The organism is Nocardia sp. N2S4-5 (genome assembly GCF_044628355.1).
Classification (GTDB): domain Bacteria; phylum Actinomycetota; class Actinomycetes; order Mycobacteriales; family Mycobacteriaceae; genus Nocardia; species Nocardia wallacei_B.
The window spans coordinates 4,710,564-4,734,969 of record NZ_JBIUPM010000001.1 but is presented as its reverse complement, the minus strand read 5'-3'; the positions used below and the strand labels follow the sequence as shown (position 1 = coordinate 4,734,969).

Here is a 24,406-nt window from a genome sequence, read left to right as displayed (position 1 = left end):
CCTACCGGATCACTTGGCCGGCGGAACGAACGGCTGGTTGATGGTGGTGAAGTACTGCGCCGCAGCGGCAATCGCCACCGGAGCCGTGATCAGCAGCTGCCCGGCCAGGGTGCCCAGCGCGCCGATGGCGATGATGCCACCGAGGCAGCCGATGGCCGCGGCCGGAATGAACGCGCCGAACAGGCCGATGATCGCGGCCGAGGCCACGGTCGCGCCGGCGATGCCACCGAGCACGCAGCCGATGGCGCCGCCGCCGATGCCGCCGACCAGGGTGCCGATGGCGGCACCGGTAGAGATGGTGTCCTTCAGCCGGGTGAAGGCGGCCAGCTCACGGTCGTACGGGGTCTTCCAGGGGGCCGAGTCCTCGAACGGAAGCGCGACGGGCTGGTAGCTCGCGTGCTCCAGATCGAACTGCGGGGTCAGGGTGGCGGTGTTACCCGAGATGTCGGCAGCAATCGGGAACACGTAGTCGTCGACACGGAACGACAGGTCGGTGCCGGCCAGGGTGGTTCCGTTGGCGGCCTTGATCTTGAAGACACCGTTCTCGTCGACCAGGGAACCGGAGTCCGTCGAGATGATCGTGCTGGTCTCGGTGGTGGTGGCCTTGTAGTTGACCGCGCCCTCATCGGCGGTCGGCTGCGCGTTCACGGTGCCCGCGGTCACGCCGATTGCGGCGATCAGCATGGCCGACGTCGCGGCGAATTTCCTCATCAGCATTTCTGTGGAACCTCGATACAGAGTGGTTCGGGGGGACACGAGAATCGAAATGGAACGCAGCTAACGCGCGGTGAACCTGTCGTGACCGTTCATTCAAATTCTGTTCACCATCGGGTTCTTGCGTATCGTAAGGTTGTGGAAACATGCAGTGTGAGTGCGGTTTTCGAGCGGAAATAGAATCGACGAGCGCCGGCCGTAACGGCCGGTTTGTGATGAAGGTCACACGACTCGAGTGACGTAGGTAACCGAATCGTTATTTGCATCCCGTAATAATCGGCGACCGGTGTCCGAAATGCCCGACCGTCCGGTATGAACAGTTGACATCAATTGTCGCGCGAACGGTCCTCGGCCGCATCTCGGACCCGGCCGTGATCCCGCCCCGGCCGTGGCCGATAGTGTTGACGATCGTGCGATTGCTCGTAACCGGGGGCGCCGGGTTCATCGGCGCCAACTTCGTCCACCAGACCCTCGCCGAGCGGCCCGACACCCGGGTCGTGGTGCTCGACAAGCTCACCTACGCCGGTAACCGGGCGTCGCTGGCGCCCGTCGCCGACCGCATCGACTTCGTGCACGGTGACATCGCGGATCTGGAGCTGGTCGATCGGCTCGTCGGCGGGGTGGACGCGGTGGTGCACTTCGCCGCCGAGTCACACAACGACAACTCGCTCACGCAGCCGTGGCCGTTCGTGCAGACCAATATCGTCGGGACCTATTCGCTGCTGCAGGCGGTGCGTCGGCACGACGTGCGCTACCACCACATTTCCACCGACGAGGTCTACGGCGATCTCGACGCCGCGGCCCCGGCCTTCGACGAGTCGACCCCGTACAACCCGTCCAGCCCGTATTCGGCCACCAAGGCCTCCAGCGACATGCTGGTGCGAGCCTGGGTGCGTTCGTTCGGCGTCCGCGCGACGATTTCCAACTGCAGCAACAACTACGGCCCCTATCAGCATGTGGAGAAGTTCATCCCGCGGCAGATCACCAATCTCATCGACGGGGTGCGGCCGCGGTTGTACGGCGCCGGTCACCAGGTGCGCGACTGGATTCACGTACACGACCACAACAGTGCGGTGTGGTCGATTCTGGACCGCGGCCGGACCGGGCAGACGTATCTCATCGGCGCCGACGGCGAATTGGACAACAAGGCCGTGGTCCGCTTGATTCTCGCCGAATTCGGCCGCGATCCGGACGATTTCGACCATGTCACCGATCGGCCCGGCCACGACCAGCGCTACGCCATCGATGCCCGCCTGCTCCGCGCCGAACTCGGCTGGGAGCCCCGGTTTTCCGATTTCCGCGCGGGGCTGGCCGACACCATTCGCTGGTATCGCGAGCACGAGGACTGGTGGCGGCCGCAGAAGAACCTCACCGAGCAGGCGTACGCGGCCGCCGGGGAAAAGGTGCTGTAGTTCGCTCAGCCCCAGACCATGAAGTCGTACTTGGCGACCGCGGCGGCGAGCGAAACGATCGTGGCCGCCACGATCGCGATCGCCGGACCCTTCGCGGGCGTCATCGCCCGAACATCGGTCAGCCGCAGCGGCATCCACCGCAGCAGCACCGCGAAGGCGACGATGGCCAGCGGCACGAAATAACGGCCCTGCACGCCGTCGACGAGGTAATAGCCGACGGGCGCGAACGACATGTACAGCGTCACGTAGATCATCGCGATGCTGGCCAGCACGGTGAGCGCGACGACCCAGGTGCGCAGCCGGTCCGCGGTCATCCGCTCGGCGATTCCCAGTCCCACCGCGAACGCCAGCAGGCAGGCCAGAATCGAAATCGCCGGCACGTCGATGTAGGCGAATCCGAGTTCCCCGAAGAATTGGGTGAACCAGCGCTGATCGCGGAACCAGATGCTCTCGACGAAGGTGTTCAGGAAATCCCCGGGGTGGCCGAGAATCTCTTTCAGCTGATCACCGGGCCGGACCGAATGCCATTGCGCCGGTGGCCGCATCAGGCCCATGCCCTCGCCCGTCGGCGCGGCGATTTTCATCCACACCGCGAAAGCGCCGGCGCCCACCGCCGCGCAAACCCACGGAATCCAGCGCCGCCAGCTCGAAAAGCCGTACTGCCGAGCCGGAATCAGCACCGTCAGCATGGCCAGCAGCACATACGTCGGCTTGCACAGCGGCAGCGCCACGGTGGCGGCGAGGGCGACGGCGACCTCCGCGCGGGACAACCGGGCGCCCAGGAACAGTCCCTTGACCAGCAGGCACGACACCAGGATCGCCAGCGCGTTGGTCAGCGTGTCGGCGGTGACCGTCCCGGCTTGGAACAGCGCGATCGGCAGCACCGCGACGGCGAAAGCCAGCCACTGCACCCGGAACGCGCGCAGCACCCACAGCGCGAACCCGACCACGGCCAGATAGGCGATCAAGCCCGCCAGCCGGGTCAGCAGCACCAGCCCGCCCACGTCGAGATCGAGCGCCTCCGCTAGCCGGATGCCCACGGCCGCAGGCACATACGGGACCGGCGAGTAGGCGGCGGTATTGGTGAACCAGATCGGTTTGGTGGCCTCGGTGGTCACCGGGGCCGACTCCAGCAGCCGGTAGGAGACGCGGGCGGCGGCCATCGGTTCCGGCTCGGCCGGGCGGCGGTTGTAGTCGTAGAAGGCGTAGCCCATCAGCCCGTCGACGCTGAGCGGGACCTCGCCGCCGTAGGCGACGCCGCGGTCGTCGGGGACGCGCTGCGGCAGGAAGCCGCCGTGCGCGACCTGGTAGGCCCGGCCGAACTGGGTGATCTCGTCGTGGCCCCAGAACGACGGCGTCACCGTCGCCCACGCGACCCCGAAAATTCCGGCGACGACGAGGAATGCGGCCGTGGCCGCGCCCAGCCGCCGCTGCACCCAGCCGCCGGCCCGGCGCAGCGGAGCCGGTCTGGCAGGCGTCTCCGCCGCCTCGCTCTCGGCCTCGTCCTCGGCAGTCCGCTCGACGGTCTGCGGACGGGCGTCGGTCGTCATCGGCGGCCCTCGCCGATCCGCTCACCGGCCTCCGTGCCGACCGCCGAGTACCTCAGGTACATCAGGCGGGCGGCCTCGTGCCGGGAGCGGCGGATGCCGTCCAGGATCAGGCCCGCGGTCCAGGCCAGGCTGCCCAGCAGCAGCAGCGTGAAGCCGAGGAACAGCGTCGGGAACCGCGGCACCTCGTGAATCTCGTAGAACTCGATGACGATCGGGGTGATCAGGATGATCGAGATCGCCCACGCCAGGGTGCCGAACAGGCCGTAGAACGCCACCGGCCGCTCGTGCCGGGCCAGCCCGACGATCAGGGCCAGGATCTTGAAGCCGTCGTGATACGTGCGCAGCTTGCTCTCGCTGCCCGCGGGCCGATCGCGGAAGCCGACCGGCACCTGGGTCTGCGGCACCCGCAGGTGCAGCGAGTGCACGGTCAGCTCGGTCTCGATCTCGAACTCGCGCGACACGGCCGGGAAGCTCTTCACGAACCGGCGGGAGAACACCCGATAGCCGGAGAGCATGTCCTCGACGTTCTCGCCGAATACCTTGCCGACCACGCCGTTGAGGACCTTGTTACCGGCCTCATGCCCCGCGCGGTAGGCGTTCTCGCCCTCGTTCTGCTTGCGCACGCCCAGCACGTGATCGTAGGGCCCGTCCAGCAGGGTCTTGATCATCAGCGGCGCGGCGGAGGCGTCGTAGGTGTCGTCGCCGTCGATCATCAGATAGACGTCGGCCTCGATATCGGCGAACGCTCGCCGTACGACGTTGCCCTTGCCCTTGGTGTGCTCGGTGCGCACGATCGCACCGGCGGCGCGGGCACGGTCGGCGGTGCCGTCCGTGCTCAGGTTGTCGTAGACGTAGACGACGATGCCCGGCACGGCGGCCTTGAGGTCGGCGACGACCTTGGCCACCGCGGCCTCCTCGTTGTGGCAGGGCACCACTGCGGCGATACGAAGCTCGGTGGGGTCCACCCCGTCAGTCCCTCATTTGTGAAATCGGACGGTGAAATACGGAACACCGGGAGGGTACAGGGGAGCCGCCCGGACGCGCCCGGTAACCCTCGGTGTGTATCCAGGATGCGGTACCGTCCCCGAAGTGACCAGCAGTGAAACCGCGACCGATCCGGCCGCTCGGACCGGCGCGTCCCTGATCACCAAGGTGCTCGCCGCGCTGCGCCGGGGCGGGGCGTTTCTCGTCGTCGGCGCGATCGGTTTCCTCGTCGACGCGGGCACCTACAACCTGCTGGTCTTCTGGGGCGGCGAGGGCGTGCTGTACCACGCGCCGCTGCCCGCCAAGATCATCGCCATCGTGGTGGCGACCGTGGTCACCTACTTCGGCAACAAGTGGTGGACCTTCGCGGACAAGAAGGGCGGCAGCCCGGGGCGCGAATATCTGCTCTACGCGCTGTTCAACGTGGTAGCGATCGGCTTGCAACTGGGCTGCCTCGGTTTCTCGCGGTACATACTGGATCTGTCGACACCGCTGTCGGACAACATCTCCGGTACTTTGATCGGCCAGATCGTCGCGGTGGTATTCCGCTATTGGGCATACGACAAATTCGTGTTCACCGGCGCGCGGGCGGGCCGATCCGACATCGGCGCGTGAGATGGAGATAATGGTTCCGCTCTGGCGAACACGAGATCACAAAAAGGGACTGTAAATATGGACCAGTCGGCTGGGCAGGCCGTGACCGCATCCGAGAACGACCGGCTGATCGCCGACTCCGCGCCCGCCGCGTTGCGGGCCGATCACCGGGCTCCGGAACGGCTGGTGCTACAGCGGGGCATCTTCGCCGGTCCCGCCCCGAAGATCAGCGCCGAGATGTACGCGGTCACCAAGGGCAAGGCCACGCGGGAACGGATGACGCTGCGGCTGGAGAAGGGCGCCGCCGCGCACACCAACACCTATTTCGGCCGGTTCGCCGCCAGCTATTGGCAGCGCTGGACCACGGTCACCGAGGTCGAGGTTGCCATGACCCTGACCGTGGGCGACCGCGCGCGCGTCCGGCTGGCGGCCTCCGATATCGCCGGGCACCGGCGCATCATCGACACCGCCGACGTCCGCACGCCCGCCCGGCGCAACGGCCAGGGCCCGGACGAGGGTGTCGCCGGACAGCGCGTCGTGTTGCGCGCGCCGCTGGACCAGTACGTCGACGGCGGCGCCCTGTGGCTCGAATTCGATGCTGTCGGTGGCGAATTGGGCATCGGCGAGCTGGAGTGGTCGGCGGCGGCGCCCGAGCGGGTGCGACCCGTGGCGATCGCCATCTGCACGTTCAACCGGGCGCAGGACTGCGCGCACACCGTCGCGGCGCTGGCGTCGGATCCGACCGTGCTGGCCGCCATCGACGCGGTGTACGTGGTGGATCAGGGCACCGATCTGGTCGAGGATCGGCCGCTGTACCAGGAGACCAAGCCGCGCTTCGGTGACAAGCTGCGTTACCTGCGTCAGCCGAATCTCGGTGGCGCGGGCGGTTTTACCCGCGGCCTGTACGAGGTGTCGGCGGCCAACGAGCACGCCGACGTCATCCTGATGGACGACGACATCCTCTGCGAACCGGAAACGGTGTTGCGGCTCAACGCTTTCGCCAATCTGACGACCGAGCCGACACTGGTCGGCGCGCAGATGCTGTTCCTGCTCAACCCCGACTACCTGAACGTCGGCGCGGAGGAGACGGATCTGCCGATCCTGCGGCACGGCCAGAAGGTCGCCAAGGCGCTGCGCAACACCAGCATGCTCAAGCGCAATCAGGAGCGGCGCGTCGACGCGGGGTACAACGCCTGGTGGACCTGCCTCATCCCGTCCGAGGTGGTGCAGAGCATCGGGTTGCCGATCCCGATCTTCTTCCAATGGGACGACGTCGAATACGGTTTGCGCGCTCGCGAACACGGTTTCGTCACCGTGACCCTGCCGAATGCGGCGGTGTGGCACGCCGACTTCTACTGGAAGGATTTCGACGACTGGGCGCGCTACTTCTCCTCGCGCAATTCGCTCATCGTCTCGGCGCTGCACACCCGGTTGGATCCGAAACTCGTCACCCGCAGGCTTTTCCGTGAGATCTCGGAGTATCTGGTCGGTATGCAATACGGGCTGGCGCACACGACCCTGCAGGGCATCGAGGATTTCCTGAAGGGTCCGCGGGCGCTGCAGGACGGCGGTCAGGCCGCCCTCGCCGCCGCGCGCACCAGCCGCGGTGAATACGGCGAGACGGTGAAGCATCCCGCGGCCACCGCGCCGATCCGCAATGCCGATATCGAGGTGCGGCGGGCGAGCGGCGAGCCGAGCCGTCCGGTGCTGGTGCTGATCAAGCGGGCCATCCAGCAGTGGACCGGCCGCGTCCAGCCGGGTCTGAAGGCCGTCACCCGCGAGGACGCGCACTGGTGGCACATCGGCCTGTTCGACCATGTGATGGTGACCGACGCGTCGCAGTCCGGCGTGCGAATCCGGCGGCGCGACAAGGCCAAGGCCCGCGCCCTGTTGCTGCGCACGGTCCGGGTGCTGCGCCGCCTGCGCCGCGAACTGCCCGCCGTGTCCGAGCAGTACCGCGCGGCCATGCCCGAACTCACCAGCCGCGAGAACTGGGAACGCCTCTACGGCATCTGAATTCGACGGTGTCGTCAGCCGCCCGGACTCGAGACGAGCAGGGTGCGGGCGGCGGCGGCGACGTCGGATTCCAGCCAGTCGGGGAGGTCGCCCTGGCGGGCGTGGCGGCGGAGGGTGGCATTGGGCAGGTCGACCACGGCGCGGGTGAGCCGGTCGATCGAGCGCGGGTCGTCATCGCCGAACAGGTCCCGGGTCAGGCGCCGGACGTGCTCGATCAGGGGTGAGTTCATGCGGGCCAGGCGGTCGCGCAGTTCGGTCTCGGGTGCGCCGTCGAGCAGGTCTCCCGGCCGCAGATGCAGGAGCAGTTTGGCGTCGTCGGGCAGGGCGCGCGCGAATTCGATGGTGGCAACGGCCATTCCGACGGCGGCCTCCAACGGATCCGGGTCCGCCGCGGCCGCCAGCGCCCGCGCCTGAAACCGTTCCAGCGCGCGGATCCAGGTCGCGACGAGCACCCCGTTGCGATTGCCGAAGCGGTGATACAGCGTGCCCACGGGCGCGCCGCTGGCCGCCGCGATGGCGGCGACGCTGGCCGCGCGCGGGCCGTCGCGCAGGACCAGGCTGCGCGCTGCGTCGAGGATCACGTCGGTGTCGTGCTTGCGGGGTGGCGCCATGTACTAGTACGTTCCTTCTATATGGAGCGTTTGCCCTATATCGATCAGCATTCCAGAATAGTCACCGCCGATGCGGAACATACCTGGGCCGCGCTGCTGCGGTCGTTCTGCTCGGATCCGGCCGACCTCAGCACGGTGCCCAGGGGTTTCGAGCTCGACGAGGCGGATGCGCCGCGTCGTCTGGCGCTGCGCGGCGACCACCCGTTCTCACGGTATGCGCTGGTCTTCTCGCTGTCCGAGACCACGCCGGGGCGCACCACGCTCACGGCCGAGACGCGCGCTGTGTTTCCCGGCGTGGCGGGCCGCGTCTACAAGGCACTTGTCATCGGCAGCGGCGGTCATCGGTTGGTGGTCCGGCGGATGCTGCGCCGGATCGCCGCGTCGGCCGAACGCGGCCGGACGGCGGCGGCTGCGGACTGAGGCGGCAGCGCCACCGGCCCGGCCGATGCCCGGCTGAGCCTCAGCGGCCGGCCGAGCCGGTCGGCGCCGGCGGCGGGTTGTTGTCGACGACCGCGCTCCGGTAGTCGATGCTCACCACGGTGTTCGGAATGGTCCGCCCCGGTTCGAAGACCGGCGGCTGCGGCTCCCAGCCGCCGGGCTTGAACACCGGCGGCCGCTGCTCGACTTTCCCGTCGGGACCGACCGTCGGCGGTTGGTGCTCCCACGTCCCCGGCGTCCGCCGCGGCGGCTGCTCCCGCCACTCCCCATGCTCCACCGTGGGCGCGCACTCGACATTCACCCGCGCCTCCGGAACATGCGGCGCAACATATTTCGTCACTTTCACCGCCATGCCGTCCGAGCACAGCGCGACACCTTCGACCCGATAGGTGTCGTCGGTGTCGTTACGGCAGACGAACCCCTCACAAGAGACCCCCGCCGCCAACTCCTCCGCCCCCGCCTGAGGCGCGAGTACCCCGATCGCTCCACCGACGACTACCGCGACGCCGAGCCCGATCGCCAACCGCTGACCCATGTAAGTATCAACTCCGTTCGACAACCCGACCCGAACTCCAATGTACCGACAAATCGGCCGTCCAGTTTGTGACGGGATCGGGCACGGCGGAGTCTGGGAAACCTTGTCTGTCAGCGGGTTCGACCGCCTGCGCCCGTCAGAGGAACAGGTCGGTGGTGAGAGGTTCGTCGCCAGGGGTCACGCGGTACTTGTCCAGGTCGGTGATTCCGTGGGCGGCGAGGACTTCGTCGTCGAGGAAGAAGTTGCCGGTGGTGTCTTTCGCCGGGGAGGTGAGGACGAGATAGGCGGAGTCGGCGTAGATGTCGGGGGTACGGGAGGTGCGGACCATTTCCTCGCCGCCGAGCAGGTTCTGCACGGCCGCGGTGGCGATGGTGGTGCGGGGCCACAGCGAGTTGACGCCGATGCCGTACTTGCGCAGCTCCTCCGCCAAACCCAGAGTGGTGAGCGACATTCCGTACTTCGCGATGGTGTAGCCCAGCGACTGGCCCGCCCACTTCGGGTCCAGGTTCAGCGGCGGGGACAGGGTCAGGATGTGCGGGTTGCGGCCGGCCTGCGCGGATTCCTTCAGCGCCGGAATGCTCAGCTTGGACAGCAGGAAACTGCCGCGGCAGTTGATGTCCTGCATCAGGTCGTACTTCTTCATCGCCAGCGTCTCGGTCGGCGAGAGGTCGATCGCCGAGGCATTGTTGACGACCAGGTCGATGCCGCCGAACCGGCCGATGGTCTGCTGCACGGCCTGCGCGACCGCATCGTCGTCACGCACGTCGCCGACGAACTTCAGCACCGTGCCCCCGGCCTGCTCGAGTTCCGCGGCCGCGGTGTGGATGGTGCCGGGCAACTTCGGATGCGGCTGGTCGGTCTTCGCGATCAAAGTGATGTTCGCCCCGTCGCCCGCGGCTCGCTTGGCGATCTCCAGCCCGATGCCGCGGCTGCCGCCCGACATGATCAGGGTCCGGCCCGCCAGCGGCTTGCCTGCTTCCGTCATTCGCCTGCTCCAATCTGTCGCCCCCGACTCGATGATCTCGAGTAGACGACGGCCGGGGGAGGGATCTGCCCGATTCGGAGATTAAGCGACCACTCATCACTATGCAACTAGTTGCATAGTGAGGTGGAGGGTATCCGCCGGCACACGAATGCGGCAGTGTCGCGGTATTTCGCGGTGAGGGCCGCATTCGTGGCGCGGCGCGATCCCGAGCGGACCCGGTGGGCGTCGTGTCCTATGCGGTGAACGTCACACCTGCCCGAGCCCGCTCGGTCCGCGGCGGCGATCGGCGGCCTCGCGCCGCACTGAAGGCGTCACGCGCCGAGCCGGACGCCGCCGACCGTCGTCAGCCGGAATGGCGTTTGCGGTATTCCCAGCGTTGTGACTTGGTTGCGTTCTTCCAGGCTCGCTGGCGTTCGGCGCGGAGGCGGGCGTCGGTGCGGGAGGCCAGCCACTCGTTTTCGCGTTGCAATTTCAGGTAGCTGTCGAAGCGGCGTTGTGGGAGTGCGCCGGATTCCAGGGCGGACCGGATCGCGCAGCCGGGCTCGCGTTGGTGGGAGCAGTCGGCGAAACGGCAGTCGGCGGCGAGGGTTTCGATATCGCTGAACGTGCGGCCCAGGCCCGCGGCCGCATCCCACAGCCCGACCGAGCGGAGACCCGGGGTGTCGATGAGGGTGCCGCCGCCCGGTAGGGGGCGCAACTCGCGGTGCACGGTCGTGTGCCGTCCGCGCTTGTCGGCGGCGCGAACATCGTTGGTGGCGAACACTTCCGCGCCGAGTAGCGCGTTCGCCAGCGTGGACTTGCCCGCGCCGGAGGGACCGATCAACGCGACGGTGCCCGAGAGCACGGCGGTGAGCACGTCCATGCCCATACCCGTGGTCGCGCTGACGGCCAGCGTGGTCGCCCCCGGCGCGACCGCGCGCACCTCGTCCAGCGGAACGTCTACGGCCAGATCGGTTTTCGTCAGCACCACCACCGGTTGCGCACCGGATTCCCAGGCCAGGGCCAGCAGTCGCTCGATGCGGCCCAGGTCGACGTCGCCGTCGGCGGCCGTGCACACGAGCACCGTATCGACGTTCGCGGCCAGTACCTGGGCCTCCGAACGCCCGGAGACGGTAGCGCGCACGATCGCCGTGCGCCGGGGAAGTCGTTGCCGCACAACGAGTTCGGTGTCCACAGCGACCCAGTCGCCGGTACACAGGCCCTCGACGTTGGTATCCGCCCGCGGGCAGCGCGCACGCGCGAGCCCTTCGGGTGTCGCGACGTCGCACTCGCTGCGATCCATCCGGATCACGCGGGCCGGGACCCAGCCGGTGTCGAGCAGTCGTGTATACGCGGCGGAAACGGCCGGATTCCAGCCGTAAGAAGTCAGACGGTCGTAATCGACCATGATGGAGAGTCGTCCTTCGTCGGGCACTGCGCCCGGCGTGGGCTCAGTGCATCGGGGAGAGGGTGGAAGCGCATGCGGCGGCGCGGCTTTCGATATCCGGCCGCTGCCCGACCGCGACAATCCGATAGTTGACGTTCACGCTTCCACCTCCTCGACCCTTTCGACGTTGTGTCCGTTGTGGACTGGTACAACGATGACAGGCGCCCCGGACGGGGCGCAACATATTTTCCGAGACTGTTCTTCCGACCGCGCCTACAGCGCCGCGATCATCACGATGTTGAGCAGGACGATGAGCGCCACGAGGCCCCACATCACGTAGATGAAGGCGATACCGGGCGTGGACTGCGGCACCGGCCCGATGGCCCCGCGGATGAACGCGATCGCCGGTGACCGGTAGTAGACGCGGGTGCTCATGCCCTCGGTCACCGGCACCACGGCGTCGGCCGGGCCCATGTCCCACATCCAGCGGGTGGCGACCCGGAGGTGATGCTGGCCCGGCCCGATCGGGATGTGCGTGGCGCCCCAGCGCGCCATCGGCACCTGCTGCCCGTTCACGAGAATCTTCGGCCCGGTCAGCGCCAGCATGAAGGCCATCGGGAAGTAGGAGCTGTCCACCACGATGCCGGGCGGGCCCGGTTCGGGCTGGAACTGCGGCTGCCCGGGGCCGTAGGGCCCTTGCGGCGCACCGTAATTCGGCTGGGCATACGGATTCGGTTGCCCGCCATAGGGATTGGCCGGAGCGCCCGGAAACTGTTGTCCGGGAACGGGTGCGCCGTATCCGGGCTGGGGTGCGCCGTAACCCGGCTGCGGCGGCGCACCGTACGGCGGCAGCGCGGGATAACCGGGCTGCGGGAACTGCGGCGCACCGGGCTGCGGAATCTGCGGGGACGACGCGCTGTGCGGTTGCGGCGCACCATATCCCGGCTGCGGCACCTGCGGCGACGACGCGCTGTGCGGCTGCGGGATCTGCGGTGCGGACCCACCGTGCCCGGCCTGCGGGAGCTGCGGCGACGAGGCGCTGTGCGGCTGTTGCGCCCCGCGCTGCGGGAGCTGCGGCGCACCGTAGGCGCCACCGCCGTTCTGCGGCTGGGGAACTCCGGGATACGGCGGTTGCCCGTTCTGCTGCCAGGGATTGTGCCCGTTCGGTGGCTGCCCGCCGTAGGGGTTGCTCACAGCCGTACCTCCATATTCGAAAACGCTGATCTAACCGGGTTTGTGGAACTGCTCGCGCCGCCCCAGGCGTCGCAGTCGCAGCCATTCTTTCAGACCGGCCGGATCTTTTTGCTGCACAAGGAAGAACCAGGAAAATCGAGCCCATTCCTGCGGCAGCAGTTTCCGCATCCCGGGCTGTGCCATGAGGTAGCCACGGTTGCGATAGGTGAAGTAGCGCTTGACCGGGTCGTCCGGGTACTGGGTGTGCATCCGCCCGCCCAGAATCGGCTTGAACTCGGCGGATCCGTTGGGATGCAGGTATGCGGCCCGCAGACAGGTGCCGAACGGCAGTCCCGACCGCACCAGGCGGCGATGGATCTCCACCTCGTCCCCGCGCACGAACAGCCGCAGATCCGGAACGCCGATCACGTCGACGGCCCGCGCCGAGATCAGGGCGCCGTTGAACAGCGAGGCGATGCCGGGCAGGAAGTCGTCGTCGCCGAGTTCGGAACGCAGTCGCCGCCACACCACGCCGCGGCGCAGCGGGAAGGCCAGCCGATCGGGATCGTCGATGTCGGCCACCACCGGCGACACCTCCGCGAGCCCGTGCCGCTGGGCGCAGCCGATCAGCGTCTCGAGCACCTCCGGGCCCTCCGGCCGCCCGTCGTCGTCGGCCAGCCAGACCCAGTCCGCGCCGAGCGACAGCGCGTGCAGGATGCCCAGTGCGAAACCACCGGCGCCGCCGAGGTTGTGCTCCGAACCCAGGTAGGTCGCCGGCACCGGCTGCTCCCGCACCAGCTCGCCCACCTCGGGCTCGTTGGCGTTGTCCACCACGATCAGGTGATCGACCGGGCGTGTCTGCGCGCCCAGCACTTTCAACGATTCGGCCAGCAACTCGCGGCGCTTGTGCGTGACGACCACCGCGACGATGCGGTCCCCGCCCGGTGCCGGTTCGGACCGCGCTGCCTCGGCGGCGGCCGCCTGATCACTCATGTGGGATTCCGCTCCAGTTCCCGTTCTCGTTCCAGCTCGCGCAGAATTTGGGCGACATGATCACCGGCATCGGGCCCCTCGTAGGCCCGCACCACTTCCTCGATTCCGCCGCGCATCCGCATCTGCCCGTGATCGATCCAGATCGCGGTGTCGCACAGTTGCGCCAGGAATTCGTTGGAATGGCTGCAAAATACCAGGATTCCGGAGCGAGCGACGAGATCGCGCAGGCGATTTCGCGCCTTCTTCATGAACTCGGCGTCCACCGCGCCGATGCCCTCGTCCAGCAACAGGATCTCGGGATCGATCGACGTCACCACGCCCATCGCCAGACGGACCCGCATACCGGCCGAATAGGTGCGCAGCGGCATGTTGAGATATTCGCCGAGTTCGGTGAACTCGGCGATCTCGTCGACCTTGGCCATCATCTGCTTACGGCTCTGCCCGAGAAACAGCCCGCGAATGACGATGTTCTCGTAACCGGAGATCTCCGGGTCCATGCCGACGCCGAGATCGAAAACCGGTGCCACCCGGCCGGTTACGCGCGCGCTGCCGCGAGTCGGTTCGTAGATTCCCGAAAGCAGCCGCAGCAGTGTCGATTTGCCGGCGCCGTTATGGCCCACCAGGCCCACCCGGTCGCCCTCCTGGAACGACACGGTGATGTCGCGCAGCGCCTCGACGACCACCACGTCGGACTTGTTGCGCCCGATGGAACCACCGGCCTTGCCGAGGAACGCCTTCTTCAAAGATCGTGATTTGGCGTCGAAGATCGGAAACTCCACCCAGGCGTTCCGGGTTTCGATACTCACATCGGACATGTCGCCTTCACACCCAGTAGGGGACGCGGGATCGGAACTGCTTCAGAGCCAAGATTGCCACCACCCAGCCGACGACGGTGAATGTGAGCACCACCAGCCAGCTGCGCAACGCGATCGGATCGCCCAGCGCCGGTGCGCGCACGATCTCGAGATAGTGGAACGTCGGGATCAATTCGACCAGCCGGGCCCGCTCGCTCACCGTGCCGCCTTGCGCGTGCAGCACTTTCGCCGACCACATGACGGGGGTCAGCACGAACAGCATGCGGGTGAGGCTGCCGAGAATGGGCGCGATGTCGCGGTAGCGAGTGCTGAAGATGCCGAACACGATCGACACCCACATCGCGTTGAGGAACAACAGCACGATGGCGGGCAGCACGAGCAGCACCGACCAGTTCAGATCGCGCCACACGCTGAATCCGACCAGCATCACCGCGTAGATGACGAGGTTGTGCGCGAAGAACAGGAACTGCCGCCACACCATGCGGTAGATGTGCACGCTCAATGCCGAGGGCAGCTGTTTGATCAGGCCCTCGTTGGCGATGAACACGTCCGCGCCCTCGATGATGCTGGCCTCGATCACATTCCACACGATGATGCCGACGGTCACGTACGGCAGATATTCGCGCAGCGGCTGAGCGAGCAGCGTCGCGTACAGCAGGCCGATGGCGGCCGCCTGCACCGCGGTCGAGATGGTGATCCAGAACGGCCCCAGCACCGACCGGCGGTACCGCTGCTTGATGTCCTGCCAGCCCAGCGACAGCCATAGTTCACGCTGCGCGAAGCCGTCGCGTAGATCCTTGAACGCACGTCCGAACGACTGCGAATCAGACACTATCGGTACCGAGGCGTCGGCCGGGCGCTGTTCGGCGGTCGCCGGCTCGGCTGGAGCTGCTGCGGGCACAGTGACCGACTGTAGCTGTGCGCGGTGGCGGCCGCTGCGTGCGGGCCGCAAACCGCGCATGGTCGGTGTTCGGAAGCGTCAGAGATACTGACCGCTGCCCGTGGCCGAACCGCCCTGCCCGCGCTCGCCCGGGGTGTGCGCGCCCGGCGGCAGCGCGTGCCGCATCTGCTCGAGCTGCTGGCGCGCGGCCATCTGCTGGGCGAACAGCGCGGTCTGGATGCCGTGGAAAAGTCCCTCCAACCAGCCGACCAGCTGGGCCTGGGCGATGCGCAGCTCGGCGTCCGACGGGATGGACCCCTCGCTGAACGGCAGCGCGAGGCGCTCCAGCTCGTCGCGCAGCTCCGGCGACAGGCCCTGTTCCAGTTCGCGGATCGAGGTCTGGTGGATCTCCTTGAGGCGGGTGCGGCTGGCATCGTCCAGCGGCGCCGCCCGCACCTCCTCCAATAGCTGCTTGATCATGGTGCCGATGCGCATGACCTTCGCCGGTTGCTCGACCATGTCGGCCAGCGACTCGTCCTTGCTGTCGGTCTCCGCGCCGCCCTCGCCGACCACCTGCCCGGCGAACGGCGCCTCGCCCTGGGCGCTCGCCGGGATGACCAGCGGCTTGCCTTCGGGGCCGATCACCACGATGGAATCCGGTGCTCCGTCCGATTGCGTCATGATCTCCATCATGTCTTGTCCGGCCGCGACGCGCTTCGGGTGGGTACGCACTGCGGGTATGCCGGATGGTGACGGTCAGTATTCTGTTGCGGTCGTGTCCGCCTCGTGAGTGGTTCGGTTTGCTGAAAGTCGGTTGCCATGTCGCGTGATCTGTCAGCTGGTTACCCCGGTGGTACCGGTGTGGTAGTCCGGTGCTCGGTGGTAGCCGTCGACACGGTTACCTCGACTTGCCCCCTGCCCTTAGAGTGGCCCACATGACTTACGACGTCGCGAGGGTTCGGGGGTTGATACCGTCCCTGGGCGACGGCTGGATCCATCTCGACCCGCAGGCGGGGATGCTCGTCCCCGATTCGGTATCCCGCGCCGTCTCAACAGGTTTCCGCACTTCCGCGTTCACCCACGGTAATCGGTATTCGGCCACCAGGCGCAGCGGCGCCATCCTGGACGCCGCGCGCGAGGCGGTTGCGGACCTGGTCGGCGCCGACCCGGCGGGCGTCGTACTCGGCCCGGATCGCGCGGTACTGCTGGCCTGGCTGGCCGAGTCGTTGAGTTCCCGGCTCGGGCTGGGCACGGGGATCGTGCTGTCGCGTCTGGACGACGAGGCGAACGTGGCGCCGTGGCTGCGCATCGCCAACCGCTATGGCGCCCATGTGCGTTGGGCCGAGGTGGAAATAGAGACGTGTGAGATGCCGGCCTGGCAGTTCGAGGAGCTGATCGGGCCCACCGCGCGTTTAGTTGCCTTGACGGCGGCGTCGCCGATCGTGGGTTCGGCGCCGGCCGTGCGGGTTGCCGCGGACCGGGTGCACGAGGTCGGCGGTTTGCTGGTGGCCGATTGCTTCGGCGCCGCACCGTACGCGCTGATCGATATCGACGAACTCAACGCCGACGTGGTCGCGCTGTCGGCCCCCGCGTGGGGCGGGCCGCAGATCGGCGCGCTGGTGTTCCGGGATCCGGCGTTCCTGGACCGGATTCCGTCCATGTCGCTGAATCCCTATGCCAAAGGCGCCGAGCGGCTCGAGGTCGGGCATCACCAATACGCGTTGCTCGCCGGGCTCACCACCTCCATCGAATACCTCGCCGGGCTGGACGAGCAGGCCACCGGCACTCGCCGTGAGCGGCTGGAGATCTCGATCACCTCGCTGCAGGACTATCACGATCAGCTGTTCGAGCATCTGATGGACGTGTTGGACCGCGTCCCGAACCTGACGGTGATCGGCCGCGCCTCCACCCGCATCCCGACGGTGAGTTTCACCATCGCCGGCATGCAGGCCGAGAAGGTCTCCGCGAAGCTGGCCGATCATCGCGTCGGCACGCTCAGCGGCGTGCACGGGGGAAGCCGTCTGCTCGACGCGCTGGGTGTGAACGACGAGGGCGGGGCGGTCACCATCGGGTTGGCGCCTTACACAACGAAATTCGAGATCGAGCAGTTGGGCCGTGCCTTGGCGACGCTGGACTGAGCGTCCGTCTCCCTATTGCTCGTTGATCCGCAGGATCACCTTGCCGACGGTCTCCGGTGAGTCGAGCAGGCGATGCGCCTCGGCGGCCTCGGTGGCGGGGAGCTCGGCGCTCACCACGGGGGCGACGGTGCCGTCGGCGATCAGCGGCCACAGGTGTCGACGCAATTCGGCAATGATCTCCGCCTTGCTGGAACGGCCGGTTCCCGGGCGGCGCCGCAGGTTCGTTGCGTGCACGGTGCCGCGCTTGGCCAGCAGTTTCGAGATATCGAACTCGGCGCGGACCCCGCCCTGCATGCCGATGATGCACAGCTGCCCGTCCTCGGCGAGGGCCTCGACATTGCGGTTCAGGTAGGCCGCGCCCATATTGTCGAGAATGACGTCGGCGCCGCCCGCCTCGCCGACCACGGCCACGAAATCGTCGTCGCGGTAGTTGATCAGGATGCTCGCGCCGAGTTCCGCACAGCGGTCGAGCTTGAGCTGCGAGCCCGCCGTCACCGCCACCCGCGCGCCGCGGCTCACCGCCACCTGAATGGCATGGGTGCCGATACCGCTGCCGCCGCCGTGAATCAGCAGCAGCTGCCCCGCGTGCAGCCCGGCCCGCAGCACCAGATTCGACCAAACGGTGGCGGCCACCTCCGGAAGTGCCGCCGCCGCAGCCAGATCCAGCCCCTCCGGTACCGGCAGCACCTGGGTCGCGGCCACCACCACCCGCTCGGCGTACCCGCCGCCGGACAGCAGCGCACACACCCGATCACCCGTCCGGAAGTCCGTCACGCCCGCCCCGACCGCCGCGATCACACCCGACACTTCCAGTCCGACGATCTCGCTGGCCCCGGGCGGCGGCGGATAGAACCCCTGCCGCTGCATCAGATCCGCGCGATTCACGCCCGCCGCCGCGACCTCGATGAGCACCTCACCGGCCGCCGGACCCACCGGATCCGGCACTTCCGCCCACCCCAGTACCTCAGGACCGCCGAAACCCTCGAGTGTCACCGCATACATACCCGCGACCTTACGACCCTCCCGTTCCGAACTCCCGCGCCCCGCGCCGAAACCAGCACTCCGTCGCCGGTACTGCGCTGCTGCCCGGCTTCCCGCGTTGCGGTTTTGCTTCGGGTCAGGCGAGTGCTATCCAGTACCGTCGCGCGGGTCCGTGCCGGGTATCGCGGACTTCTTCGAGGATGCCGCCGGCGCGCTCGATCGTTTTCGCCGATTCGACATTGTGCGCGGCGCAGACAACCAGCACGCGGTCCATGCCGAGTGCACGCGCGTGGTCGAGCATGCTGCCCAGCGCCCAGGTGGCAAGCCCCTGTCGTCGTGCTGTCGGGCGGATGCCGAAGCCGATGTGGCCGGCCCAATTCACGTAGTCGTCGACGTTGTGTCGCAGTGCGATTCCGCCGAGTACGCGGTTGTCTTCGGCGATCCACCGGTATGTGGTGTCCGTGTCGTCGGTCAGCCGTTTCACCCATGCGGCGAAACCGGTCTGCGACTCGACCTCGTCGGTGGGCGCCAGCCCGAACCCGTCTTCATGCGCGCCGGGACCCCACTCGGCATGCGCGTCGAGCCAGGCGTCGTGAAGGCGTGTGGTGGGCGCGATCAACTCGGGCATGCGCCGACACTATCGATTCTGTTCGGCGGCGGGTGATTCCTACTAGCGTTCCGGGAATGAGCAGTTTCGCCGACTTCCAGAACGAGATCTATCTGGCCGGGCTCTCCGGTGCGGTCCCCGAGTTGCCGATGACGGCCGCGGGCCTGGCCGAACGAGCCCGCGAGGTGCTGTCGCCGGAGGCCTATGCCTATGTGGCGGGCAGCGCGTCGTCCGAACGCACCGCGGCGGCGAACGAGGCGGCGTTCGACCGGTACCGGCTGGTCCCGCGGATGTGGCGCGGCGCCAGCGGACCTGGTGTGCGCGATCTTTCGGTGGAGGTGCTCGGTACGCGGCTGGCCGCGCCGATCCTGACCGCACCGGTCGGCGTGCTGGAACTGCTGCACGAACGCGGCGAGGCGCTCGTCGCGGAGGTGACCCGCGAACTCGGCGTCGGCATGGTGCTGTCGACGGCGGCGTCGACCCCGATCGAGGACGTCGGCGCGGCCGCCGGGGCCTGGTGGTACCAGCTGTACTGGCCCAACGACGATGAGCTGGCCCGCTCGTTCGTGGAGCGGGCGACGAAGGCGGGCGCCCGGGCGATCGTGGTCACCGCGGACACTCCCAGCCTGGGTTGGCGTCCGCGCGATCTCGAGCTGGCCCACCTGCCGTTCCTGCAGGCCAAGGGCATCGCGAACTACTTGTCGGACCCCGTGTTTCGGGCGAAGCTGTCCGCGCCGCCGGAGGAGAGCGAGGAGGCGCTGCGGATGGCGGTGCTGACCTGGGTCGGCCTGTTCGGCAACCACGGCCTGCGCCCGGCCGACATCGCCCGGTTGCGCGAATGGACCGAACTGCCGATCGCGGTGAAGGGCGTCCTGCATCCCGACGACGCCCGCCAACTGGTCGACGCCGGCGCCGACGCGGTGGTGGTGAGCAACCACGGCGGCCGCCAGGTCGACGGCTCCATCGCGGCGCTGGACGCGCTGCCCACGGTTGTCGCGACCGTCGGCGACCGCGCCGACGTGCTCTTCGACTCCGGCATCCGCACCGGCTCGGACGTCATGGTCGCCCTCGCACTGGGCGCCAAGGCAGTGCTCTACGGCCGCCCGTGGGCCTACGGCCTGGGCATCGCCGGAGCGGCCGGAGTCCGGCACGCCCTCCGCGTGCTGCTCGCGGATCTCGATGCGGCCATGGGCCTTTCGGGCTGCACCGGCATCGCCGACCTGAGCCGCGCAATGCTGTCGTCCACCCGCTGACCCCGGTCCTCCCCGCCCTGACCGGGCGAAGCTCGCATCTCGGGCGGCTAATAGAATGTCCGCATGACTTCCGAACCGAGCGGTACGCCCCCGGAGCCGAGGTGGCTCAGCTCGGCTCAGCAGCGCGCTTGGCGCGCCTACATGGACGGCGGCCAACGCCTCATGGCCCAACTCAACCGCCAACTCCAACGCGACAACGACCTAAGCCTCGCCGAATACCGAATCCTCGTCCTCCTCTCCGAATCCCCCGACCACTCCCTCCGCATGAGCGATCTAGCCGACGGCGTCCTCTCCTCCAGAAGCCGCCTCACACACCAGATCCGCCGCATGGAAGCCCAGGGCATGGTCCGCCGCACGAGCGCGGAGGAAGACGGCCGAGGAGTCCGCGCCCACCTCACCGAGGTAGGCATGACCCGCCTACGCACCGCAGCCCCAGGCCACGTAAACGCGGTCCGCCGGGATTTCATAGACCTGCTGACACCGGAGCAGATCAGGGTTCTGGGCGAGGTTTTCGAACTGGTCGAGAAGGAACTGTCAACCCGCGACTTCCGCTGAAGCGATGGGGGTGGGCCGCGCCCAGCACAGGCGTCGGGTTGACTGAGACGTGTACCTGACCTGCGGTGGGTGTGGGATTTGAACCCACGGTGGCGTGAACCACGACGGTTTTCAAGACCGTTCCCTTAGGCCGCTCGGGCAACCCACCTTGCTCCGGACGGAGCCATCTCAGGTTACTGGTGAGCTGGGCGGGATGCCCAATCGGTGTCGGGGCGGGGGAGGGGGCGGGTTGTACCGTTGACCGGTTCGGTCGGTAGGGGAACGGGGTGTTGTGGTGCGCGGCGTGGTTGGAATGGTGGGGGCGATCGCGGTCCTGCATGTGGTCGGGTGGGGTGTGTTGTTGCTGGTGATCGTGCCGCAGCAGCACCTCGTCGACGGAGCGGTGTTCGGGGTCGGGCTGGGGGTGACCGCTTACACGCTCGGGATGCGGCATGCGTTCGATGCCGATCACATTGCCGCGATCGATAACACCACGCGGAAGTTGGTGGCGGAGAACGGGCGGGCGCGGTCGCAGTCGGTCGGGTTCTGGTTCTCGCTGGGGCACTCGTCGGTGGTCTTCGTGCTCGTCGGGCTGATCGCGCTGGGGGTGCGGGCGTTGGCGCGGAATCTGGAGGATTCCGATTCGGGGCTGCAACGGTGGACGGGGCTGTGGGGGACCAGCGTCTCGGGCACCTTCCTGATTCTGATCGGGCTGTTGAATCTGGCGTCCCTGATCGGGATCTGGCGGGTGTTCCGGCAGATGCGGCGCGGCGAGTTCGACGAGGCGCAGCTGGAACGGGCGCTGGACTCGCGCGGGCTGCTGAACAGAGTGCTCGCGCCCGCGGTGCGGATGGTGCGCAAGCCGTGGCACATGTATCCGGTCGGACTGCTGTTCGGGCTGGGTTTCGACACCGTCACCGAGGTGGGCCTGCTGGTCATCGCGGGCGGCGCGGCCGCGACCGGACTGCCCTGGTACGCGATTCTGGTGCTGCCCGTGCTGTTCTCGGCCGGCATGTCGCTGCTCGACTCGCTGGACGGCTCGTTCATGAGCTACGCCTACGACTGGGCCTTCGCCCGGCCGATCCGCAAGGTCTACTACAACCTGGTGATCACCGGGCTATCGGTGGCGGTGGCGTTGCTGATCGGCGGGCAGGAGTTGGTGTCGATCCTGGTGGAGAAGGTCGGTGTGGAGTCGGGGATCGTCGCCTGGATCGGCAATCTCGACCTGGGGCAGCTCGGCTTCATCATCGTCGGACTTTTCGTGCTGACCTGGGCGGTGGCCGTGGCGATCTGGCGGTTCACCGGGGTGGAGCGGCGCTGGGAGAACGACCTGGCCTCGGACTGACTCGCCAGCGTAACTCGAATTGCTGTGGCGCAGGCCACTTTCGGCGCGACCCCTATTCCGCGCTTCGCCGCTGCCCTCGACCTCTGGCAGGATGACGGTCATGGTTCGTCGCCGGAGACGGTGTCGGCTGTCCGGCGCCGCCATCGCCTGTGCCGCACTGGTCATCGGTGTGGCCGGTTCGGCAGCTCCGGGTATGGCCGACCCTCCGCCCCCGCATCAACCGCCCGCCGAGTCCGGTTCGGCCGAGGGGCCGCAGCCCCGGGCGGAGAAGTCGCCTCCCCTGGAAGCGGCGATCGACCACGTCGAGTCCCTCTCCGATCGGCTGGTCGAGGTGTCGGTGCGCTCGCCCGCGATGGGCCGGACGGTGGAGGTGCAGGTGCTGCTGCCCACCGACCGCAGCCGACCGCGGCCCACCCTCTACATGCTCGACGGCCGCAGCGCGAGTAACGACTACAACAACTGGATCGAACGCGGCCACGCCCTGCGGTTCTTCGACGACAAACAGGTCAACGTGGTCTTCACGCTCGGCGGCCCGGCCGGCTACTACACCGACTGGCAGCAGACGGACCCGGTCCTGGGCACCAACAAGTGGGAAACCTTTCTCACCCGCGAGCTCCCCGCTGATCGACGCGAAGTTCGACGGCAACGGCAGCAACGCCGTCGAGGGCGTATCGATGGGCGCCGAGGCCGCGATGATGCTGGTCATGCGCAATACCCGGCTGTACCGCGCGGTCGCCGCTCACAGTGGCTGCTACGCCATGGGTTCCGATCTCGGGCAGGCGCAGGCGCGGGCCGTGGTGCGCACCTACGGCGGCGACCCGGACAACATGTTCGGCAACCAGGACGACCCCGACTGGCTGGCGCACGATGTGATGGTGAACGCGGAAGGGTTACGCGGCGAGACGATCTACCTGTCGTCGGGCAGCGGTCTGCCCGGCCCGCACGACAGCTCCGCCAACCCCGACTCGACCACCTCGGTCGCCTTCGGCGGACCGCTCGAGGCCGCGGCCAACGCCTGCACGATGGCGCTGGCCGACCGGTTGTCCCGCATGCAGATCCCGGCCACGGTGAACCTCAACCCGGTGGGGACGCACTCCTGGCCGTACTGGGCGGATGAGTTGCCCAAGGCGTGGCCGACGCTCGCCAAGGCGCTGGGCACACACTGACCCGGTCTGAACGGACACAATCAGTCGGCAACCGGCGGATTTCGCCGCGCCGAGGCGGATTGTGTCCGCTGAGGCCGGTCCTCATTGAGTACGGCCACCGTCGCCCCTGCGGTGCCGACGGCTCACCTGGGCGGGTGTGGTCCCCTCAGCCCAGAAAACGGCCGATGACCTCTGAATTCGTAGCGAAGGCCAGGAACAGGTCGTTTTCGTGCGGATCGCCCGCCGTCACTCGGACGCCGTCGGTTCCGTAGGGCCGCACCAGCACTCCGGCCGCCGCGCTCGCCTCGCCGAACTCCGCACTGCGCTCGCCCAGCGGCAGCCACACGAAATTCGCCTCGCTCGGCGGCACGGTGTAGCCCGCTGACCGCAGCGCGTTGCCCATCCGATCCCGTTCGGCCGCAACATGATCGGTGCGGTCCAGCAGTTCGTGCCGGGCCTCCAGAGAGGCGATCGCGGCCGCCTGCGCCAGCCGATTCACGCTGAACGGGATGTGCACCTTGAGCAGCGCGGTGATGACCTCCGGATCGCCCACCGCGTAGCCGACCCGCAGCCCGGCCAGCCCGTACGCCTTCGAGAAGGTCCGCAGCACCAGCACGTTCGGCCGATCGCGGCCGATCTCCACGCCGTCGGGATGATCGTCGGCGGGCAGCCGCAGATATTCGTAGTAAGCCTCGTCGAGCACGACCAGGACGTGGCCCGGCACGGCGTCGAGGAACCGGATCAACTCGGCGCGCCCGTGGGCCGTGCCGGTGGGATTGTTCGGGTTGCAGACGAAGATCAGCCTGGTGTGCTCGGTGACGGCCGCGGCCATCGCGTCCAGGTCGTGGGCGTAGCCGCCGGTCAGCGGCACCTGCACCGCCCGCGCGTTGCCCACCTGGGTGACGATCGGATAAGCCTCGAACGAGCGCCACGCGAACAGCACCTCGTCGGTCGGCGCGGCACAGGTGATCTGCACCAATTCCTGACACAGAGCGACGCTGCCGCAACCGACCGCCACCCGCGACACGTCCACATCGTGGAACTCGGCGATGGCCGCGCGAAGTTCGCCGGCCATGTTGTCCGGGTACCGGTTGGCGAGTTCGACCGCCTCCGCGATGGCCTTGGCAACGGTCGGCAGCGGGCCGTGGGTGGTTTCGTTGCTGGCCAACTTCACCGCACCGGGACGACTGCGGCCGGGTGCGTAGGCGGGGATGGACTCCAGGTCCGGACGAATACGAGCGCTCACCTCACCACAGTAGAACTTGCCGGACCGGCTCGGTCGTGGTGGCGGCCCGGCCGAAAATTATTCGGGGGGAGTCCGCCTCATATGCGAGTTC

At 68.0% G+C, this 24,406-nt stretch carries 23 protein-coding genes, 1 tRNA gene and 1 pseudogene; 9 read left to right on the top strand and 16 right to left on the bottom strand.

The window, feature by feature from the left end; genetic code table 11:
• Window positions 1-9: 9 nt before the first annotated feature.
• On the bottom strand, window positions 10-717 hold the full coding sequence (locus tag ACFMRZ_RS21690; protein ID WP_400180527.1) for a hypothetical protein: 708 nt from the start codon (window positions 715-717) through the stop codon (window positions 10-12).
• Window positions 718-1,124: 407 nt separating this feature from the next.
• On the opposite strand from ACFMRZ_RS21690, the gene rfbB reads away from it, so the two are divergent.
• Window positions 1,125-2,126 carry a dTDP-glucose 4,6-dehydratase gene (rfbB, locus tag ACFMRZ_RS21685; RefSeq protein ID WP_400180526.1) on the top strand — a complete coding sequence of 334 codons (1,002 nt, stop codon included), beginning with the start codon at window positions 1,125-1,127 and terminating at the stop codon, window positions 2,124-2,126.
• A gap of 5 nt (window positions 2,127-2,131) precedes the next feature.
• On the opposite strand, the gene ACFMRZ_RS21680 is transcribed toward rfbB, so the two are convergent.
• Window positions 2,132-3,676, bottom strand: a complete 1,545-nt coding sequence (locus ACFMRZ_RS21680) for a DUF2142 domain-containing protein (protein WP_400180525.1) — start codon at window positions 3,674-3,676, stop codon at window positions 2,132-2,134.
• Complete coding sequence (locus ACFMRZ_RS21675) at window positions 3,673-4,641, bottom strand: glycosyltransferase (RefSeq protein WP_280274371.1); 969 nt, start codon at window positions 4,639-4,641, stop codon at window positions 3,673-3,675. The genes ACFMRZ_RS21680 and ACFMRZ_RS21675 overlap by 4 nt, the downstream gene beginning before the upstream one ends.
• Before the next feature lie 124 nt (window positions 4,642-4,765).
• Between ACFMRZ_RS21675 and ACFMRZ_RS21670 the strand changes: the two genes are divergently transcribed.
• A complete protein-coding gene (locus tag ACFMRZ_RS21670; RefSeq protein WP_280274372.1) occupies window positions 4,766-5,275 on the top strand; it encodes a GtrA family protein in 510 nt (169 codons plus the stop codon).
• A 57-nt stretch (window positions 5,276-5,332) separates the two neighbouring features.
• A complete protein-coding gene (locus ACFMRZ_RS21665) occupies window positions 5,333-7,270 on the top strand; it encodes a glycosyltransferase (RefSeq protein WP_400180524.1) in 1,938 nt (645 codons plus the stop codon).
• 14 nt (window positions 7,271-7,284) lie between these two features.
• On the opposite strand, the gene ACFMRZ_RS21660 is transcribed toward ACFMRZ_RS21665, so the two are convergent.
• A complete protein-coding gene (locus ACFMRZ_RS21660; protein ID WP_400180523.1) occupies window positions 7,285-7,881 on the bottom strand; it encodes a TetR/AcrR family transcriptional regulator in 597 nt (198 codons plus the stop codon).
• Between the two features lie 21 nt (window positions 7,882-7,902).
• Here ACFMRZ_RS21660 and ACFMRZ_RS21655 point away from each other — a divergent pair, with 21 nt between their 5' ends.
• A complete protein-coding gene (locus tag ACFMRZ_RS21655) occupies window positions 7,903-8,301 on the top strand; it encodes a hypothetical protein (protein WP_400180522.1) in 399 nt (132 codons plus the stop codon).
• A 40-nt stretch (window positions 8,302-8,341) separates the two neighbouring features.
• Here ACFMRZ_RS21655 and ACFMRZ_RS21650 read toward each other — a convergent pair whose 3' ends face one another.
• The 8 genes from ACFMRZ_RS21650 to ACFMRZ_RS21615 form a co-directional block, all read right to left on the bottom strand.
• A complete protein-coding gene (locus ACFMRZ_RS21650) occupies window positions 8,342-8,854 on the bottom strand; it encodes a hypothetical protein (protein WP_400180521.1) in 513 nt (170 codons plus the stop codon).
• Between the two features lie 136 nt (window positions 8,855-8,990).
• Entirely contained in the window at window positions 8,991-9,839 is an 849-nt protein-coding gene (locus ACFMRZ_RS21645) for an NAD(P)-dependent oxidoreductase (RefSeq protein WP_280274376.1), read from the bottom strand.
• A 343-nt stretch (window positions 9,840-10,182) separates the two neighbouring features.
• Window positions 10,183-11,226, bottom strand: coding sequence for a ribosome small subunit-dependent GTPase A (gene rsgA / locus ACFMRZ_RS21640; protein WP_400180520.1), 1,044 nt, complete (start codon window positions 11,224-11,226; stop codon window positions 10,183-10,185).
• 252 nt (window positions 11,227-11,478) lie between these two features.
• A complete protein-coding gene (locus tag ACFMRZ_RS21635) occupies window positions 11,479-12,399 on the bottom strand; it encodes a hypothetical protein (protein ID WP_400180519.1) in 921 nt (306 codons plus the stop codon).
• A 30-nt stretch (window positions 12,400-12,429) separates the two neighbouring features.
• Entirely contained in the window at window positions 12,430-13,371 is a 942-nt protein-coding gene (locus ACFMRZ_RS21630; protein WP_400180518.1) for a glycosyltransferase, read from the bottom strand.
• Complete coding sequence (locus ACFMRZ_RS21625; protein WP_280274380.1) at window positions 13,368-14,186, bottom strand: ABC transporter ATP-binding protein; 819 nt, start codon at window positions 14,184-14,186, stop codon at window positions 13,368-13,370. Before ACFMRZ_RS21625 ends, ACFMRZ_RS21630 begins: the two co-directional genes overlap by 4 nt.
• A gap of 7 nt (window positions 14,187-14,193) precedes the next feature.
• On the bottom strand, window positions 14,194-15,021 hold the full coding sequence (locus ACFMRZ_RS21620) for an ABC transporter permease (RefSeq protein ID WP_280274446.1): 828 nt from the start codon (window positions 15,019-15,021) through the stop codon (window positions 14,194-14,196).
• Between the two features lie 144 nt (window positions 15,022-15,165).
• The gene (locus ACFMRZ_RS21615; RefSeq protein WP_280274381.1) at window positions 15,166-15,747 is read right to left on the bottom strand and encodes a bacterial proteasome activator family protein; all 582 of its coding nucleotides are present in this window, start codon (window positions 15,745-15,747) and stop codon (window positions 15,166-15,168) included.
• Window positions 15,748-16,001: 254 nt separating this feature from the next.
• Here ACFMRZ_RS21615 and ACFMRZ_RS21610 point away from each other — a divergent pair, with 254 nt between their 5' ends.
• Window positions 16,002-17,204, top strand: a complete 1,203-nt coding sequence (locus tag ACFMRZ_RS21610) for a cysteine desulfurase-like protein (protein WP_280274382.1) — start codon at window positions 16,002-16,004, stop codon at window positions 17,202-17,204.
• Window positions 17,205-17,216: 12 nt separating this feature from the next.
• On the opposite strand, the gene ACFMRZ_RS21605 is transcribed toward ACFMRZ_RS21610, so the two are convergent.
• On the bottom strand, window positions 17,217-18,206 hold the full coding sequence (locus ACFMRZ_RS21605) for an NAD(P)H-quinone oxidoreductase (protein WP_400180517.1): 990 nt from the start codon (window positions 18,204-18,206) through the stop codon (window positions 17,217-17,219).
• A 115-nt stretch (window positions 18,207-18,321) separates the two neighbouring features.
• Window positions 18,322-18,813 (bottom strand): GNAT family N-acetyltransferase, encoded by a 492-nt coding sequence (locus ACFMRZ_RS21600; protein ID WP_400180516.1) that lies wholly within the window; start codon window positions 18,811-18,813, stop codon window positions 18,322-18,324.
• A 56-nt stretch (window positions 18,814-18,869) separates the two neighbouring features.
• On the opposite strand from ACFMRZ_RS21600, the gene ACFMRZ_RS21595 reads away from it, so the two are divergent.
• Window positions 18,870-20,045 (top strand): alpha-hydroxy-acid oxidizing protein, encoded by a 1,176-nt coding sequence (locus tag ACFMRZ_RS21595; protein WP_400180515.1) that lies wholly within the window; start codon window positions 18,870-18,872, stop codon window positions 20,043-20,045.
• Window positions 20,046-20,108: 63 nt separating this feature from the next.
• Window positions 20,109-20,600 carry a MarR family winged helix-turn-helix transcriptional regulator gene (locus ACFMRZ_RS21590; protein WP_400180514.1) on the top strand — a complete coding sequence of 164 codons (492 nt, stop codon included), beginning with the start codon at window positions 20,109-20,111 and terminating at the stop codon, window positions 20,598-20,600.
• Window positions 20,601-20,663: 63 nt separating this feature from the next.
• On the opposite strand, the gene ACFMRZ_RS21585 is transcribed toward ACFMRZ_RS21590, so the two are convergent.
• Window positions 20,664-20,748: transfer RNA gene (locus ACFMRZ_RS21585), tRNA-Ser, on the bottom strand.
• Between the two features lie 144 nt (window positions 20,749-20,892).
• Here ACFMRZ_RS21585 and ACFMRZ_RS21580 point away from each other — a divergent pair.
• Together ACFMRZ_RS21580 and ACFMRZ_RS21575 are read left to right on the top strand one after the other, a co-directional pair.
• Window positions 20,893-21,924 (top strand): HoxN/HupN/NixA family nickel/cobalt transporter, encoded by a 1,032-nt coding sequence (locus tag ACFMRZ_RS21580; RefSeq protein ID WP_400182935.1) that lies wholly within the window; start codon window positions 20,893-20,895, stop codon window positions 21,922-21,924.
• A 91-nt stretch (window positions 21,925-22,015) separates the two neighbouring features.
• Window positions 22,016-23,090, top strand: a pseudogene (locus ACFMRZ_RS21575) (alpha/beta hydrolase).
• A 145-nt stretch (window positions 23,091-23,235) separates the two neighbouring features.
• On the opposite strand, the gene hisC reads toward ACFMRZ_RS21575, so the two are convergent.
• On the bottom strand, window positions 23,236-24,315 hold the full coding sequence (gene hisC / locus ACFMRZ_RS21570) for a histidinol-phosphate transaminase (protein ID WP_400180513.1): 1,080 nt from the start codon (window positions 24,313-24,315) through the stop codon (window positions 23,236-23,238).
• Window positions 24,316-24,406 lie beyond the last annotated feature (91 nt).

Bases quoted from the DNA above. Each gene is read 5' to 3' on its own strand.
- ACFMRZ_RS21610 (WP_280274382.1), top strand. From the start codon at position 16,002: ATGACTTACGACGTCGCGAGGGTTCGGGGGTTGATACCGTCCCTGGGC.
- ACFMRZ_RS21580 (WP_400182935.1), top strand. From the start codon at position 20,893: ATGGTGGGGGCGATCGCGGTCCTGCATGTGGTCGGGTGGGGTGTGTTG.
- ACFMRZ_RS21680 (WP_400180525.1), bottom strand. From the start codon at position 3,676: ATGACGACCGACGCCCGTCCGCAGACCGTCGAGCGGACTGCCGAGGAC.
- ACFMRZ_RS21605 (WP_400180517.1), bottom strand. From the start codon at position 18,206: ATGTATGCGGTGACACTCGAGGGTTTCGGCGGTCCTGAGGTACTGGGG.
- ACFMRZ_RS21590 (WP_400180514.1), top strand. From the start codon at position 20,109: ATGACTTCCGAACCGAGCGGTACGCCCCCGGAGCCGAGGTGGCTCAGC.
- ACFMRZ_RS21655 (WP_400180522.1), top strand. From the start codon at position 7,903: ATGGAGCGTTTGCCCTATATCGATCAGCATTCCAGAATAGTCACCGCC.
- ACFMRZ_RS21645 (WP_280274376.1), bottom strand. From the start codon at position 9,839: ATGACGGAAGCAGGCAAGCCGCTGGCGGGCCGGACCCTGATCATGTCG.
- ACFMRZ_RS21630 (WP_400180518.1), bottom strand. From the start codon at position 13,371: ATGAGTGATCAGGCGGCCGCCGCCGAGGCAGCGCGGTCCGAACCGGCA.
- ACFMRZ_RS21625 (WP_280274380.1), bottom strand. From the start codon at position 14,186: ATGTCCGATGTGAGTATCGAAACCCGGAACGCCTGGGTGGAGTTTCCG.
- ACFMRZ_RS21665 (WP_400180524.1), top strand. From the start codon at position 5,333: ATGGACCAGTCGGCTGGGCAGGCCGTGACCGCATCCGAGAACGACCGG.
- ACFMRZ_RS21690 (WP_400180527.1), bottom strand. From the start codon at position 717: ATGCTGATGAGGAAATTCGCCGCGACGTCGGCCATGCTGATCGCCGCA.
- ACFMRZ_RS21650 (WP_400180521.1), bottom strand. From the start codon at position 8,854: ATGGGTCAGCGGTTGGCGATCGGGCTCGGCGTCGCGGTAGTCGTCGGT.
- ACFMRZ_RS21615 (WP_280274381.1), bottom strand. From the start codon at position 15,747: ATGACGCAATCGGACGGAGCACCGGATTCCATCGTGGTGATCGGCCCC.
- ACFMRZ_RS21600 (WP_400180516.1), bottom strand. From the start codon at position 18,813: ATGCCCGAGTTGATCGCGCCCACCACACGCCTTCACGACGCCTGGCTC.
- ACFMRZ_RS21595 (WP_400180515.1), top strand. From the start codon at position 18,870: ATGAGCAGTTTCGCCGACTTCCAGAACGAGATCTATCTGGCCGGGCTC.
- rsgA (WP_400180520.1), bottom strand. From the start codon at position 11,226: ATGGTCGATTACGACCGTCTGACTTCTTACGGCTGGAATCCGGCCGTT.
- ACFMRZ_RS21660 (WP_400180523.1), bottom strand. From the start codon at position 7,881: ATGGCGCCACCCCGCAAGCACGACACCGACGTGATCCTCGACGCAGCG.